This window comes from Mucilaginibacter pallidiroseus (assembly GCF_007846085.1).
Taxonomy (GTDB): Bacteria; Bacteroidota; Bacteroidia; order Sphingobacteriales; family Sphingobacteriaceae; genus Mucilaginibacter; species Mucilaginibacter pallidiroseus.
This window is the reverse complement of sequence record NZ_VOEJ01000001.1, coordinates 577,753-593,520: the sequence shown is the minus strand read 5'-3', so window position 1 is coordinate 593,520 and position 15,768 is coordinate 577,753. Positions and strand designations below refer to the sequence as shown.

The window sequence follows — 15,768 nt, the reverse complement described above, 5'->3', positions numbered from 1 at the left end:
CACTTGATGTAACAGAAGCGTACGGTGACTATCGGATATTTACATGCAAAACATTGATAAACAGATGTTTAATTTATGGCATGTGTTTTTGTATCCCTATACCAAAATATCAATAATTACAGTGGATAGAGTTATACAAAAAAAGAAGTGGAGTAATAAACGCCTGATGACCATAGCCGGTATTGCCGGGGTGGTTGTATTAGTTGGCGGCAGCATATTGTTTACATCTGGTAAAAGTAAATTGAATGTTGATACCGAGCGTATTACCGTAAGCGAGATCAAGAAAGGCACCTTCCAGGAGTTTATACCTGTTAACGGTGTGGTAATGCCTTTAACTACAATATATCTTGATGCTGTTGAAGGCGGCCGAGTTGAAGAAAAGTATGTTGAGGACGGTGCAAACCTTAAAGCAGGCGATGCGATCATCAAACTTTCCAACACCGATTTGGAGCTGAACCTTGCCAACCAGGAAACTGCTGTTTACGCTGCACAAACGCAAATGCAGATATCGCATAACAACGCGCAGCAAAATACCATAACCAAGTTAAACCAAATGGCCGATGTAGATAACGCTTACCTTGAAGCCGAGCGTGTTTACCAGCTTGATAAAAAACTGCTCGACCAAAAGGCTATAGGCTTACAGGAATTTAAGGCTGCTCAAAATGCTTACAAGTACCAGTTGCGTCGTAAGCGTTTAACAACGCAGATCCTGAAACAAGATACTACGCTAATTCGCCAGGAAGACCAACAGGCACGTGAGCAATACGCCCACATGCGCAGCACCCTGCAGCTGATGCGTAAAAAAGTGGCCGACCTTACCGTACGCGCACCTATTGACGGGCAGCTTACATCTATGGATGCCGAAGTGGGGCAAAACAAAAACAAAGGCGAGCACCTGGGCCAGATAGATGCGCAAAGCGGTTTTAAAGTAAGGGTTGATATAGAGGAGCATTATCTATCACGTATATATAATGGTTTGATGGGCGATTTTACCTTTGCCGATAAAACTTACAAGCTAACCATTAAAAAGGTGTTTACCCAGGTAACCAACGGGCGTTTCCAGGTTGATATGCAATTTGTAGGCGCAGTACCAAAAGGTATACGTAAAGGACAGACTTTACAAATACGCCTTGCACTTAGCGATGAGACTACAGCTTTATTAGTACCTAAAGGCGGCTTTTACCAGCAAACCGGCGGCAACTGGATATTTAAGGTAAGTGAAGACGGCAAAACGGCTTATAAAACTGACATACAGATAGGCAGACAAAACCCTGATTACTATGAAGTGATGCAAGGTTTAAAACCAGGCGACAAAGTAATAACTTCAAGCTACGAGAACTATGATAACATTCAGGAACTTGTGCTCAAAAAATAGCTTTTAAACTGTAACGTATTTGAGCAGGTAGCGTCTTGTATGATATAGACACAGAGATAATTAAACTAAAAGATATAAATCACAATTAAAACTAAAGGCTTGCGGCAAAACACACCGCAGCTGGGGAGGCCAAATGATAAAAATTACCAATCTTGAAAAATTTTACCGCACGGAAGAGGTAGAAACCATTGCACTAAACAAGCTTTCGATGCATGTTGACACCGGCGAGTTTGTTGCCATCATGGGCCCGTCTGGTTGCGGTAAATCAACCTTGTTGAACATACTGGGTATGCTTGACGACCCGGACGAAGGTAGCTATGTATTCAACGATATTGAGGTAGCACATTTTAATGAGCGCAAACGCGCCGACCTGCGCAAGCATAACATTGGTTTTGTTTTCCAAAGCTTCAACCTTATAGACGAATTAACAGTTTTTGAAAACGTTGAACTACCATTGATATACACAGGCGTAAGCGCTTCAGAGCGTGTTAAAAGGGTAGAAGAGGTATTGGATAAAATGCAGATCATGCACCGCCGCAACCACTACCCGCAACAGCTATCGGGCGGTCAGCAACAGCGTGTGGCCATTGCCCGTGCCGTTGTAAACAAGCCTAAACTTATACTTGCCGATGAGCCTACCGGTAACCTGGACAGCAGCAATGGTAATGATGTAATGGAGTTGCTAACAGACCTTAATGAGCAGGGCACTACCATTATAATGGTTACCCACTCGGAGCATGATGCCAGGTACAGCCACCGTATAATCCGCCTGCTCGACGGGCAAACCGTTATGGAAAATATTATGGTATAATTATACCATCGTCCCTTTTTAATAAATAGTTATAGTTAAGTGTGTTATCCTGTTTGCCCCCAAACCCTAACCAGGTTAGGGGGCCGGTAGGGTGTTGCCTTTTAAATTGCCTGCCATGTTTAAAAATTATCTTAAAATAGCCTGGCGTAACGTATACAAAAACAAAACGTTATCGCTAATTCATATACTTGGTTTAACCATTGGTATAACCGTTTGTATGATGATCTTCATTTTTATAATGAACGAGTTCAGCGTAGATAATTTTCATACCAACAAACAGCGAATTTACCGCGTTATGCGCAACACCAACGCCATAAAGGGCAGCATTCCTTATCTATCGGGGCCATACGCCACCGCGCTTTTGAGTGATTTCCCGGCAGATATAAAAAGAGCCGTAAGGGTTGAAGCCAGCCAGGGCCTCATCACTTTTGACGACAAATCTTTCGCTGAAAAAAAACTATACATAGTAGATAACGATTTCTTCCAACTATTTACCTTCCCGTTAATATTGGGTAACCCTGCGTCGGTATTGCAAGATCCATCAAGCGTTGTACTTACCGAAACCGCTGCAAAAAAATACTTTGGCAGTGCCAATGCGGCAATGGGCAAAGTGCTTACCCTCGATAAAAAGCAACAGTTTAAAGTTAGCGGTGTAGCTAAAGACGTACCTGTTAATTCGCATCTTGAGTTTGACATCGTTGTGCCGATTGCAAATTACGTAAATGATGATGGCTACAAAAGGTGGATCAACAACCGCCTTTACACATATATTTTACTTGACGAGAAAACCAATAAAGACAATCTTGAAGCCAAGCTACCACAGTTCATGGAAAACCATATGGGCAAAGATATGGCCAGGTTTGGTACAAAATTCAGCCTTTCACTTACTGCATTGCCCGATGTTTACTTCGAAAAAGTATCATCATTTGACAACGTGAAGCATGGCGACAAAACTGTGGTTTACATCTTCATTTCCATTGCTGTACTAATACTGCTTATTGCCTGCATCAACTTTACAAACCTCTCAACAATCAGGGCTGTGGAAAGATCTAAGGAAGTTGGGTTACGCAAGGTGTTAGGTGCGCTTAAAAATCACCTGGTACTTCAATTTATAGGCGAATCAATCCTGCTTACTGTTATATCATGCGCGCTGTCAATAGGCCTGCTTCTTATTCTGATGCCATGGTATCGCGAATTACTGGGTTACCAACTATCAGTAAGCTGGAACGCAGGGCCTATCTACCTCTTCCTTGTAGGTGTAATACTTGTTATTGGCTTTTTGGCAGGCAGTTATCCGGCATTTTTCCTTTCGGCCTTTTCGCCTATTCAAGCGCTCAAAGGCAAATTGCGTTTAGGCAAAGGTGGTGCTTTCTTCAGGCAGGCCCTGGTGGTTGTGCAATTCAGTATATCCTTACTGCTTATCATCGGTACAACGGTAATTATGAACCAAATGCGTTTTGTAAAGAACCAGGAATTGGGCTATACAAAAGAACAAACCATAATTGTACCTATAGATAACGACGAAATTTATAACCACAGGCAAGTCTTTAAAAAGGAGCTTGAGGCCAACAGCAACATTGCCGCCGTATCGTTAATGTCTGGCGAGCCGGGCGGTTACCACGATGTACATTCTTTTAATGTTGAAGGGCAGAACGAGATTTTTAAGGCTCACACCGAATTTGCCGACTTTGAGTTTGTAAAAACACTTGGTTTAAAAATAGTTGCCGGCCGCGATTTATCGCCACAGTTTAGTACCGACTCTACCGACGCAGCGCTTATAAACGAAACTGCAGCTAAACGCCTTGGCTTAACCCCGGAGCAGGCACTTGGCAAACTTGTAAAAAACACGGTACGTGACGATAAACCCCGCCGTGTAGTTGGTGTAATTAAGGATTATAATTTCCTGTCGCTTAAGGAAGGGATGGATGCTTTGGTTATCTCACCGTCTGACGACAGGCGGGTTGCCGTGATCCGTCTAAAGCCCGGTAATTTAAAGGCCTCTGTACAAGCTGTAAAGCAAATTTATGGTTCTGTTGCTCCTGCATATCCTTTGGATTTTAGTTTCCTTGATCAAAAGTTTGATACCACTTATAAAACAGATATACGCCAGCAAACCATGCTAACCATTTTTTCGGGCCTGGCTATCTTCATTGCCTGCCTTGGGCTTTTTGGGCTGGCATCATTCACGGCAGTTAAACGCACAAAAGAAATAGGGGTAAGGAAAGTACTTGGCTCATCGGTAGCAAACATTTTACTGCTGCTATCAAAAGATCTGCTTAAACCTGTTTTTGTAGCAACGTTTATTGCAATACCGCTGGGCTACTATTTTATGCAAGCCTGGTTACAAAACTTTGCCTACCGAACGCCTTTGCATTGGTGGATATTTGCTTTTGCTACCTTGTTAACCTTTGCCATAGCCTTGATAACGGTAAGCTTTAAATCATTAAAGGCCGCATTAGTAAATCCTGTTCGCAGCTTAAGGTCTGAGTAAATATATATCTGGTTTGGCTACTCAATTAATTTTACAGCCTTGCCGGTCCAGTCAATCTCATATAAACCATTGTAATATGTTTAAGAATTACATTAAAACCGCATACCGTAGCCTTTATAAAAACAAGGCTTTCACGGCTATAAATATACTTGGCCTTGCAATGGGGCTTGCAACATGTTTGCTTATAGTGCTTTATGTAGTAGATGAACTAAGCTATGACAGGTACAACATAAAACACGACAGAATTTTCCGGGTAAATGAAGATCTGAAATTTGGTGGCAATCATGTAGAATATGCTGTGGCGATGCCGCCGCTTGCCAAAACTTTAAAAGTCGAATACCCTTATGTTGAAGATGCAGCCCGTATTAAAAATGCCGGCACAACACATGTAAGGAAAGGAAATACCAATCTTGTAGAAAATAGGGTAGCTTTTGCCGATCCCTCAATATTTAATGTATTTACGCTGCCAATGCTTAGCGGGGATGCTAAAACGGCGCTTACCGAGCCTAACACTGTTGTGATAACGGAGAGTACGGCCCGCAAATATTTCAATACCACTGATGCGGTTGGCAAACCAATCATTTTTAATGATCACGAAAACTTTAAGGTAACAGGTGTAATAAAAGATATCCCCACCCAATCGCATTTTAACTTCGACATTTTGCTTTCGATGGTGTCCCTCCCGGATAGCCGTACGAATGAATGGTTGCGCAGCAATTATAACACATATGTGCTGTTAAAAGATAAATCTTACGCTGCCACTTTACAGGCAAGCTTTCCGGCCATGCTGCAAAAGTTCAGCGGACAGCAAATGCAGTCCGAATTAAAAATGAGCATAAAGGAGTTTGAGGCGGGCGGCAGCTTTTTTCACCTAAACCTTATCCCACTTACCGACATTCACCTTCAATCCAATATGACGGGCGAACTTGGTGCAAATGGTACTGAACAATATGTTTACATATTTTCGGCAATAGGGTTATTTATACTACTGATTGCCTGCGTTAACTTCATGAATTTAAGCACCGCACGCTCAGCAAATCGCGCCCGCGAGGTTGGTGTACGCAAGGTGCTTGGCTCATCGCGCAAGTATCTTATTTATCAATTCCTGGCCGAGTCGCTAATGCTTACTTCGGGTGCTACGGTAATAGCTGTTGTTGCAGTGTTTGTTTTATTGCCGATGTTTAACAACCTGTCGGGCAAACAAATAGCTATTGACGTAACTACAGCTAAGTGGTTTGCGCCTGCACTGCTGTTTGTAATATCGGCAGTGGGCTCTTTAGCCGGTTCATATCCCGCATTTTACCTGTCGGCTTTTCAACCTATTACCGTATTAAAAGGAAAATTATCTGCAGGATTTAAAAACAGCAGGTTGCGCAGCTTTTTGGTTGTGTTTCAATTCGGCATATCCGTATTTCTGATCATCGGCACGGTTGTAATTTATAACCAGCTACACTTTATTCAAACCAAAAACCTTGGCTTTAACCGCAACCAGGTATTAATCATCCAAAATACCGGTGAATTAGGAGACCAGGCCGGCGTTTTTAAAAAGGAATTGGCTACTATCCCAGGCGTAAAAAGTTCAACCCTCACAGGTTTCCTGCCGACAGCAGGCTGGCGTAACACGCGCATCTATTTTAAAGATGCTACGTATAATCAAAAAGATGCCCTGTTTCCGCAAACCTGGCAGGTAGACGCAGATTATATACCTACACTGGATATGAAAATTGTTCAGGGCCGTAACTTCTCGGCAGCTAATCTTTCAGATTCAAGCGGGGTAATTATAAATGAGGCCGCCGCCCGCTTCCTGGGTTTAAAAAATGCGGTTGATAAACCAATTTATCAATCTCAAGGAGGTGAGCGCGCGGCAGATAATATTAAACAATTACATATCGTTGGCGTGGTTAAAGACTTCCATTTCAATTCGTTAAGGCAACAGATAGAACCCGTTATTTTTACATACGACGGCAATAATGGTGCATTGGCAATAAGGCTGAATACAGCTGACATAAATGGCGTTATTGGGCAGGTTAAAAGCCGCTGGGCAACCATTTCGCCAAATATGCAAATGAACTATTCATTCATGGATCAGGATTTTGACGCTATTTATCGCACCGAGCAACGTATCGGAAAAATATTCATCATATTCACAACACTGGCCATCGTAATAGCCTGCCTTGGTTTGTTTGGCCTTGCAGCTTACGCGTCCGAACAGCGTACCAAAGAGATTGGCATACGCAAAGTATTAGGCGCCAACGTAACCATTATTGTGGGCATGTTATCAAAAGATTTTATAAAGCTGGTGCTGCTGGCAATTGTAATCGCATCGCCTTTGGCATGGTACCTAATGAATATGTGGCTGCAGGATTTCGCTTATCGTACCAGCATTCACTGGTGGGTATTGGCAGCAGCAGGTGCTGGCGCTGTATTAATAGCATTTGTAACTATTAGCTACCAATCTGTTAAGGCAGCACTTGCAAACCCGGTGCAAAGCTTAAGGAGTGAATAGTCATTAATCATTAGTCATTAGTCATTAGTCATTAGTCATTAGTCATTAGTCATTAATCGAAATTAGAGCCTTAGTGTTTAGTTTTTAGAATTTAACAAATCGCATCATGTTCAAAAACTATTTAAAAATTACCTGGCGCAACCTTTTAAAAAATAAAAGTTTCACAGCCATTAACATTGCCGGCCTGGCAATAGGTATGGCAAGTGCCGCTTTGATTTTATTTTGGGTGCAAAATGAAATGAGTTACGATCAGTTCCATGAAAAGGGTGATCGTTTGTATGTGATGTATAATCAATCTGTTTTTGACGGTAAGCTGTGGAGCTGGAACACTACACCTAAACCCATGGTTAAAGCATTAAAGCAGGATTACCCACAGGTGGAAGGCGCGTCACGCCAAAACGATGCAAACTTTTTATTTACAGTTGGCGACAAGCACCTCAATTTATCCGGGTCTTTTGTAGATCCCGATTTCCTTACAATGTTTAGCTTCCCGTTGGTAAAAGGAAACGTGAATGACGCGCTAAGTTCTATTAAAAAAATAGTTATTACAGAGGCGACTGCTAAAAAGCTTTTTGGCAATGAAAACGCAATGGGCAAAACCATAAAAATTGACAGTGTTGATTATATGACCGTTGCGGGCGTAATGAAAGATCTGCCCAATAACACCAAATTTCATTTTGAGTATCTGATGCCATGGAAATATTGGGAGAAAGTAAACGGCGGCGAGGAAAATAACTGGGGCAATAATTCGGTGCGTACATACATTACACTTAAGCCAGGCATTAGCGAAAGCGCCTTTAACGCCCGTGTAAAAAACATTACCCGCAGCCATTCGGACATCAAGGATATTGATGTATTCATACATCCGGCAAGTAAATGGCGCTTGTATTCGAAATTTGAAAACGGCAAAAACGTTGGTGGAAATATCACTACGGTAAGGCTCTTTTTAATTATTGCCGGCTTTATACTCTTGATAGCCTGCATCAATTTTATGAACCTGAGCACTGCAAGGAGCGAAAAACGTGCTAAAGAAGTAGGCATACGCAAGGTAGTTGGTGCAGGCAAAAGCAGTCTTATGGCGCAGTTCCTGGGCGAATCTATCATGATAGCGATTATAGCCGGGGTGGTGGCTTTGATTATCGTTCAATTATCCCTTTCGGGCTTTAATTTGCTTACACAAAAACAACTCTTTATCCCATATAAGCAGCCGGTATTTTGGCTGATATTCCTATCGTTTATTTTGTTAACAGGGTTATTATCCGGCAGCTATCCTGCGCTTTACCTTTCATCTTTTGCACCGGTTAAAGTATTAAAGGGCACTTTTAAAGCTGCTAATGCCGCGCTATCACCTCGTAAAGTATTGGTGGTTGTGCAATTTACCTTTGCCATTGTACTGATCATATGCACTATAATCGTAAAGCAACAACTGGATTACGCCCAAAACCGTGATACGGGCTACGCTAAAACCAAGTTGGTATACACCATGATGGTAGGTAACGTGGATAAAAATTATCGCTTGATACGTAACGAACTCTTGAGTACCGGAGCGGCTTCAGCGGTAACAAAAACGAGCGCGCCCATGACAGAAGGTTGGAGTGACACCTGGGGTTACGATTGGCAGGGCAAAAACCCTGAGGAGAAGATTGATTTCAATGTATTCAACACCGACGGTAGCTTCACCAAAACCATGGGCCTTAAAATTATCGAAGGTCGTGATATCGATCCTGCGCAGTACCCATCAGATTCTTTGGCCATATTGCTCAACGAAGCTGCTGTAAAAGTAATGGGCTTTAAACACCCGGTAGGGCAAATCGTTCGTCGCGACGGGAACGTTAATCTTACCGTGGTAGGAGTGGTTAAAGATTTCATTCTGCAGTCGCCTTATGATCCGGTAAAACAGATGATCATTCAAGGCCCTAAGTCGTGGTTCAACGTGGTACACTTTAAACTTAACGACAAACTCAGCACAGCCCAGTCAATGAAGATGGCGGAGAACGTTTTTAAAAAATACAATCCGGAATACCCTTTTGAGTACAAGTTTGTTGACGAAGCTTACGGTACCAAATTTGAATCGGAGCAGCGTATTGGCACCCTGGCATCGTTATTTGCAGGGCTCACCATATTTATTTCCTGCCTTGGTTTGTTCGGTCTGGCAACATACATGGCTCAAAACCGTATCAAAGAAATTGGCGTGCGTAAAGTGTTGGGCGCATCCGTAATGGGCGTCACCACCATGCTATCAAAAGATTTCCTTAAACTGGTTGCCATTGCATTTTTGGTAGCAACGCCGGTTGCCTGGTACAGTATGCACAATTGGCTGCAAGGCTATACCTACCGTATCGATATTAGCATCTGGATATTTGCATTGGCGGCATTACTCACCACCATTATATCAATCATTACGGTAAGTTTCCAGGCAGTAAAAGCAGCATTGGCCAATCCGGTAAAAAGTTTAAGGAGCGAGTAAAAGCACTTACAGGGCGTTCGAATCATTTAAAGCATTATAAATCTCATCACCATGATCAGGAATTATCTAAAAACAGCCTGGCGAAATATAGCCGGCAACAAGTTTTACGCTTCCATAAACATAACGGGCCTAACCGTTGGTTTGGTTGTTGGGATATTTATGCTGCTTTGGGTGCAGGATGAGTTAAGCTTTGATAAAAATAATACCAAGGCCGACCGTATTTACAAAGTGGCGATAGTGGGAGGCACGGGCATAAGCAAGCAAATCTTTAATCACATCATTGCACCGGTGGCTACGTTTGCCAAAAACGAAATACCGGAGGTTGAAGATGGCGTACGCGTGATGAGCGTTGGTAACGCCCCATTTAAATACAAGGACAAAATATTTATTGAAGATAACTTCGCCTTTACCGATCCTTCTTATTTTAGCATATTCGATTTCGGGCTGATTAAGGGAGATAAGCGGCATCCTTTCGCTGATAACGGTTCTGCAGTGATAACCCAAAGTACTGCCCAACGGTATTTTGGATACGAAGACCCTATAGGAAAAGTGGTAACAATGGGCCTGAACGAGCAAGTTAAAATTACGGGCGTTATCCCTGACTACCCGGCAAACTCAACCTTTCAATATCATGTATTGCTGCCGCTAAGCAGGTACAATGAGTTGGCTTACATAAAAAGCAAAACTACTTATGATGGGAAAACCATCGTATCATCCATGGACGCTGATTGGTCGAGCTTTATGTGTGAAACTTACCTGCTTTTAAAACCTGGCGCAAGCGAAGCTGTCATTGCCGAAAAGATGCAGGCTATACATGAACGCAACCGTCCCGAAGACAAGCCGGTTCCGTATCTGACACAATCGCTTACCAAGATGCATTTACACAAAGCCGATGGTACCGATGCCGGTTTTTCTACCGTGCGTACGTTTGCAATACTGGCAATATTGATATTGGTGATTGCATGTATAAATTACGTTAACCTATCTACAGCAAGGGCAATGTTAAGGGCCAAAGAAGTGAGCATGCGTAAAATTATAGGCGCAGGTCGTTTCCATCTCTTTATGCAATTCATGATCGAAACAGCATTGCTGTTTGTAATAGCATCCGTTTTGGCTTTTGTGCTGATGTTTATCTTACTGCCGTACTACAATCAGTTTGCCAATAAGCAGTTAAGCCTCAGTATTACAAACGTCAACATTTGGGCGTGCATAGCAGCCACATTAGCCGGAACGCTTATCGCATCCAGCATTTATCCGGCGCTGCTGTTATCATCCTTTGAGCCGCTTAAGGCCTTGAAGGGCAAAATAGCTGCGGGGATAGGTACAGCCAGTTTCCGTAAAGTATTGGTGGTAACGCAGTTTTCTGTTTCAATAATATTGGTAATTGGTACGTTGGTAATAGGCCGGCAGATACAGTACATATTAAATAAAGACCTTGGTTATGACAAAGAAAATGTTTTTGCATTTACGCTGCGTGGCGATATGCAAAAGGATTTTGAAGTAGTGAAAGCCAGGCTTAAAAATGACCCATCGGTAGTAGCCGTGACCAGGGCGAGCCGTAACATCGTGCTAAATGGGCCATCGACTGGGGATAACGATTGGGACGGAAAGCCTAAAAACTCCAACATGTGGTTTAACCAGTTGCATGGCGACGAGAATCTTATCCCATTCTTAAAAATGCAGGTGTTGCAGGGCGCAAACTTTACGGGCGCCGTGGCCGACTCAGCGCATTTCCTGATAAACGAAACCGCAGCAAAAGAAATGGGAATGAAAAACCCCGTTGGGAAGCGACTGCGTGTACAAACCACCAATGGAACAATAATAGGGGTGGTGAAAGATTTTAACTTTGCAAGCCTGCACAAACAAATAGAGCCGGTAGTATTTCAATACAAGCCCAAAAGCTGTTGGCAGGTTTATATAAAAACCACCGGCCGCAACAGTAACCGGGCAATAGCAGTGGCGCAAGGCCTTTGGAAAAATTACAATAACGACGTACCCTTCACTTACGCGTTCTTGGATGATAGCTTCCGTAAGCTTTACACCGACGATCAAAGGCAGGGTAGCTTGTTCAGTATATTTTCGGGCATAGCTATTGTAATTTCTTGCCTGGGTTTGTTTGGCTTGGCTGCGTACTCGGCACAAGTAAAAACCCGCGAAATAGGTATTCGTAAAGTACTTGGCGCAAGTGTGGGCCGCATAATTAGCCTTTTGGCTACAGAATTTATGGTATTGGTTTTAATTGCCATACTCATAGCTTCGCCAATTGCGTGGTACGCCATGAATAAATGGCTGCAGGACTTTGCTTATAGAACAGAAATAAATTATTGGATTTTCATCATAGCCGGCATTGGCGCTATGCTGGTTGCACTGGCTACAATTGGCTTGCAGTCGGTAAAAGCAGCTTTGGCAAATCCTGTTAAAAGCTTAAGAAGTGAGTAGTGAATGGCGCATGACTCTATTATAAGCGGTGTATCAAAAAAGATTTTTCACTCCGTGCAACTAATCCATCATAAGCTTAGTCTTATTGTTACAAACTTAAATACATCATGAAAAAAATATTCCTTTTATTAATTGCCGCAGCCTCGGGCCTTGCAGCAACAGCTCAAGACTTTAAAACGCCTTATATCACCAAACCTTTACCTGCCGATTTAAAGAAGGTTTTTGTAAACACAAGCGGTGGTAGTATATCTGTTAGCGGTACCGGAGAAGAACCGCGCGTGGAAGTTTACATCCGCGGCAATAATATGGATCAATCATTTACCAAAGATGAGATCACCAAAGCACTTCAAAAAGATTACATCTTTTCAGTCGAGGTAAGTGGCGGCGAGCTGCATGCTACAGCAAAGCGTAAAGGGAGCTTCAACTTTAATGGACGACGTTCGCTTAGCGTAAGCTTTAAAGTGTACACCGGCAGGCAGGTGTCGTCAAACTTGAATACAAGCGGTGGCAGCATATCACTGGCCAGCCTAACAGGCACGCAAAACTTTGAAACGAGCGGCGGCAGTTTATCAATAAATGATGTGGCCGGTGTTATTAAAGGTGAAACAAGCGGTGGCAGCATTAACGTTTCAAACTCGAAAAACGATATTGATCTTGAAACCAGCGGCGGCAGCATTACAGCTAACAATTGCCAGGGCAATATCCGTTTGGAAACCAGTGGCGGTTCTTTGAAGCTTGATAACCTTAACGGAAACATAAAAGCCAATACCAGCGGCGGAAGTGTAAACGGCAGCAAAATTACCGGCGAACTATACACAGGTACCAGCGGCGGCAGTATCAATTTAATGGCCGTATCAGGCAGTGTAGACGCGTCAACCAGCGCGGGTAGTGTGCACGTGCAAATGCTTAAGGTTGGCAAGTTTGTTAAACTTGACACCGGCGCCGGCCATATCGATTTAGAATTGCCAACCAAACAGGGCCTTAACCTTGATGTTACCGGCAACCGCATTACTATAGATATGGAAGGCACATTTAGCGGCAGCAAGGAAAAAGAAAAAGTGTTTGGCAAATTAAATGGCGGCGGCCCTGTAGTTGAAATACGCGGAGACAGCGGCGTAAGCTTAACAACCGAATAATCACAATTAACCAACCGGTGTTATGTTTAAAAATTACCTTAAAATTGCCTGGCGCAATATTTTAAAGCACAAGGTGTTTTCATCCCTTAATGCGGGAGGGCTTGCCTTAGGCATTGCCAGTTTCCTGCTCTTAATGTTATATGTAACGTATCATTACAGCTTTGATAAGCAATTTGACAACATCAATAACATTTACCTGGTAGAGAACAACCAGCCTGGCGATGGGAAAATTTATACGTTTGCTGCTACACCACAGCCTTTAGCGCCAACTATAAAAACCGAGGTGCCTGATGTTGTGCGTGCTGTGCGCACCATTACCTACACGGCCGAAGGCTTGCTTACTTATAAAAATAACAGTTTTAAGAAAAGCGGCATGTTTGCCGACGATGGCTTTTTCGATATATTTTCCTACAAGTTTATTGCCGGCGCACCGGCCAACGCATTAAAGCAGCCCAACTCGATAGTAATAACCGAGAAATTGGCTAAAACACTTTTTGGGTCAGAAGACCCGATGGGTAAAATTGTAAAACGCAATAACCAATTGCCTTTACAGGTGAGTGGTGTTATTGAAGATGTGCCATCCAACGCTACCTTTAAGTTTGAGTTTATTTTACCCTGGATAATGTTTGAAGATTCCAACCCCTGGGCTAAAAGCAGCGGATGGGGCAGCAACTTTGCCCGCACGGTTGTGCAGCTGAAAAATCCGGGAGCATTACCGGCAGCTAACCGCATCATGAAAGGTATGGTCGGCAGGCATGCAGAAGGTAATAAAAACGTTCTTTTTCTATATCCGTTTTCCAAACTGCATCTGTACTCTAAGTTTGAAGATGGCAAATCTGTGGGCGGTATGATAGACCAGCTACAGCTTTTTACCACCCTGGCCATCTGTATTTTGCTCATAGCCTGTGTTAACTTCATGAACCTTTCAACCGCACGGTCAGAAGAACGCGCAAAGGAGGTGGGTATTCGTAAGGCTATCGGCTCAAGCAGATCATCGCTGATGGGGCAGTTTATAACTGAGTCTGTTATCCTTTCTATGCTGTCAACAATTATAGCATTGGCGCTTGTCGTTTTGTCGCTGCCATATTTTAATCAGTTGTTGGGTTTGGAGTTGGTATTACCGTATAACAAACCTTTAGGCTGGCTCATTATAGCCGGTATAGGTGTGTTAACCGGCCTGATAGCAGGCAGTTACCCGGCATTCTACCTGTCAGCATTTGAGCCCATAAAAGTGCTGAAGGGGATGTTTAAAGGCGGAAAATCCGCATTGCCATTGCGCAAAGTGCTGGTGGTTGTGCAGTTTGGTTTTGCCGTGTTTTTAATAACTGCCACCATATGCATTTACAAACAGATAAAGTTTGTACAAAGTAAATCGACCGGGTATGACAAAAATAATTTGGTTGAAATACCTATAGAGGGCGACCTGTCCAAAAATGTAAATGTATTAGCAAATCAGCTTAAAAGCAGTGGTGCAATTACAAGCGCTACGGTATTTCAGCAAAGCATAAATGAATCGGGCAGTAATACCTGGGGTGTGAGCTGGCCCGGCAAACGGGACGACGAAACCATCCTATTTGATATTTTTAGGGCTGGAGAAGACTTTACAAAAACAGCAGGCGTAAAGCTATTGCAGGGCCGTGAGTTTTCTGCTGGTAACCCCGCAGATACAGCAGGCACAACCGTGCTGATTAATGAATCTGCCCAAAAAGTGATGAAACTTAAGTCGCCTATTGGTTCAATAATCAACTGGGGCGATACAAAACTAACCGTAGTGGGCGTTTACAAGGATTTTGTCTGGGGATCGCCTTATGAAAAAACGCGCCCAATGATAACACCTTTTGCCAACAATGGCAATAGCGTAATGGCCATGCGATTAAATCCAGATCGCAGCATTACCGCCAATATCGATGCAATTAACAAGGCTTTAAAAACGGTTAATCCGTTTTATCCGCCCACAGTTAATTTTGCAGACAGCGATTTTGAACAAAAATTTAAAGACGAAAAACTGCTGGCCACACTTGCAAACCTGTTTGGTTGCCTTGCTATAATTATATCTTGCTTTGGCCTATTTGGTTTGGCAGCCTATGCAGCCGAACAGCGTGTTAAGGAAATTGGTGTACGCAAGGTGCTTGGTGCTACAGTATTTGATTTAACTGCGCTTTTATCAAAAGACTTTTTAAAGTTGGTAACCATTGCCATAGTTATTGCCATACCTGTATCTATTTGGGCTATGAACCAATGGTTGCAAAAGTTTGAATACCGCATAAGTTTAAGCTGGTGGATGATGGCGCTGGCAGGGCTAATAACCGTGGTTATTGCCATAGCTACAGTAAGCTATCAGGCTATAAAGGCCGCGTTGGCTAATCCTGTAAAGAGTTTGAGGAGCGAGTAATTAACAAATTGTTACTAAACGAAGGGGTTAGTTCTGCAAAGGGCTAACCTCTTTGTCGTTATTACGAATTTCAAGCTGAAAAAAGATTGTATCGTATCCGTACGTTTGGTGTTACACTTGCGAACACCTATAGTAAACTAAAATAACTTAA

8 protein-coding genes are annotated in these 15,768 nt (G+C 42.9%); all 8 read left to right on the top strand.

Features of this window, described 5'->3' with window-relative positions; genetic code table 11:
• The first annotated feature begins 121 nt into the window (after positions 1 to 121).
• The 8 genes from FPZ43_RS02605 (at position 122) to FPZ43_RS02570 (ending at position 15,617) form a co-directional block, all read left to right on the top strand.
• Positions 122 to 1,375 carry an efflux RND transporter periplasmic adaptor subunit gene (locus FPZ43_RS02605; RefSeq protein ID WP_146380282.1) on the top strand — a complete coding sequence of 418 codons (1,254 nt, stop codon included), beginning with the start codon at positions 122 to 124 and terminating at the stop codon, positions 1,373 to 1,375.
• A 133-nt stretch (positions 1,376 to 1,508) separates the two neighbouring features.
• Entirely contained in the window at positions 1,509 to 2,186 is a 678-nt protein-coding gene (locus tag FPZ43_RS02600) for an ABC transporter ATP-binding protein (protein ID WP_146380281.1), read from the top strand.
• Between the two features lie 115 nt (positions 2,187 to 2,301).
• The gene (locus tag FPZ43_RS02595; protein WP_146380280.1) at positions 2,302 to 4,677 is read left to right on the top strand and encodes an ABC transporter permease; all 2,376 of its coding nucleotides are present in this window, start codon (positions 2,302 to 2,304) and stop codon (positions 4,675 to 4,677) included.
• Positions 4,678 to 4,753: 76 nt separating this feature from the next.
• Positions 4,754 to 7,183 (top strand): ABC transporter permease, encoded by a 2,430-nt coding sequence (locus FPZ43_RS02590; RefSeq protein ID WP_146380279.1) that lies wholly within the window; start codon positions 4,754 to 4,756, stop codon positions 7,181 to 7,183.
• A gap of 106 nt (positions 7,184 to 7,289) precedes the next feature.
• On the top strand, positions 7,290 to 9,650 hold the full coding sequence (locus tag FPZ43_RS02585) for an ABC transporter permease (RefSeq protein ID WP_146380278.1): 2,361 nt from the start codon (positions 7,290 to 7,292) through the stop codon (positions 9,648 to 9,650).
• Positions 9,651 to 9,701: 51 nt separating this feature from the next.
• Positions 9,702 to 12,089: an ABC transporter permease gene (locus tag FPZ43_RS02580; RefSeq protein ID WP_146380277.1), complete on the top strand. Its 2,388-nt coding sequence runs from the start codon at positions 9,702 to 9,704 to the stop codon at positions 12,087 to 12,089.
• A gap of 107 nt (positions 12,090 to 12,196) precedes the next feature.
• Complete coding sequence (locus FPZ43_RS02575) at positions 12,197 to 13,225, top strand: DUF4097 family beta strand repeat-containing protein (RefSeq protein WP_222430911.1); 1,029 nt, start codon at positions 12,197 to 12,199, stop codon at positions 13,223 to 13,225.
• Between the two features lie 22 nt (positions 13,226 to 13,247).
• The gene (locus FPZ43_RS02570; protein ID WP_146380275.1) at positions 13,248 to 15,617 is read left to right on the top strand and encodes an ABC transporter permease; all 2,370 of its coding nucleotides are present in this window, start codon (positions 13,248 to 13,250) and stop codon (positions 15,615 to 15,617) included.
• The last annotated feature ends 151 nt before the right edge of the window (positions 15,618 to 15,768 follow it).

What these genes read in the sequence shown, in the direction of transcription:
- FPZ43_RS02600 (WP_146380281.1), top strand. Translation starts at nt 1,509, where the DNA reads ATGATAAAAATTACCAATCTTGAAAAATTTTACCGCACGGAAGAGGTA.
- FPZ43_RS02595 (WP_146380280.1), top strand. Translation starts at nt 2,302, where the DNA reads ATGTTTAAAAATTATCTTAAAATAGCCTGGCGTAACGTATACAAAAAC.
- FPZ43_RS02590 (WP_146380279.1), top strand. Translation starts at nt 4,754, where the DNA reads ATGTTTAAGAATTACATTAAAACCGCATACCGTAGCCTTTATAAAAAC.
- FPZ43_RS02585 (WP_146380278.1), top strand. Translation starts at nt 7,290, where the DNA reads ATGTTCAAAAACTATTTAAAAATTACCTGGCGCAACCTTTTAAAAAAT.
- FPZ43_RS02580 (WP_146380277.1), top strand. Translation starts at nt 9,702, where the DNA reads ATGATCAGGAATTATCTAAAAACAGCCTGGCGAAATATAGCCGGCAAC.
- FPZ43_RS02575 (WP_222430911.1), top strand. Translation starts at nt 12,197, where the DNA reads ATGAAAAAAATATTCCTTTTATTAATTGCCGCAGCCTCGGGCCTTGCA.
- FPZ43_RS02570 (WP_146380275.1), top strand. Translation starts at nt 13,248, where the DNA reads ATGTTTAAAAATTACCTTAAAATTGCCTGGCGCAATATTTTAAAGCAC.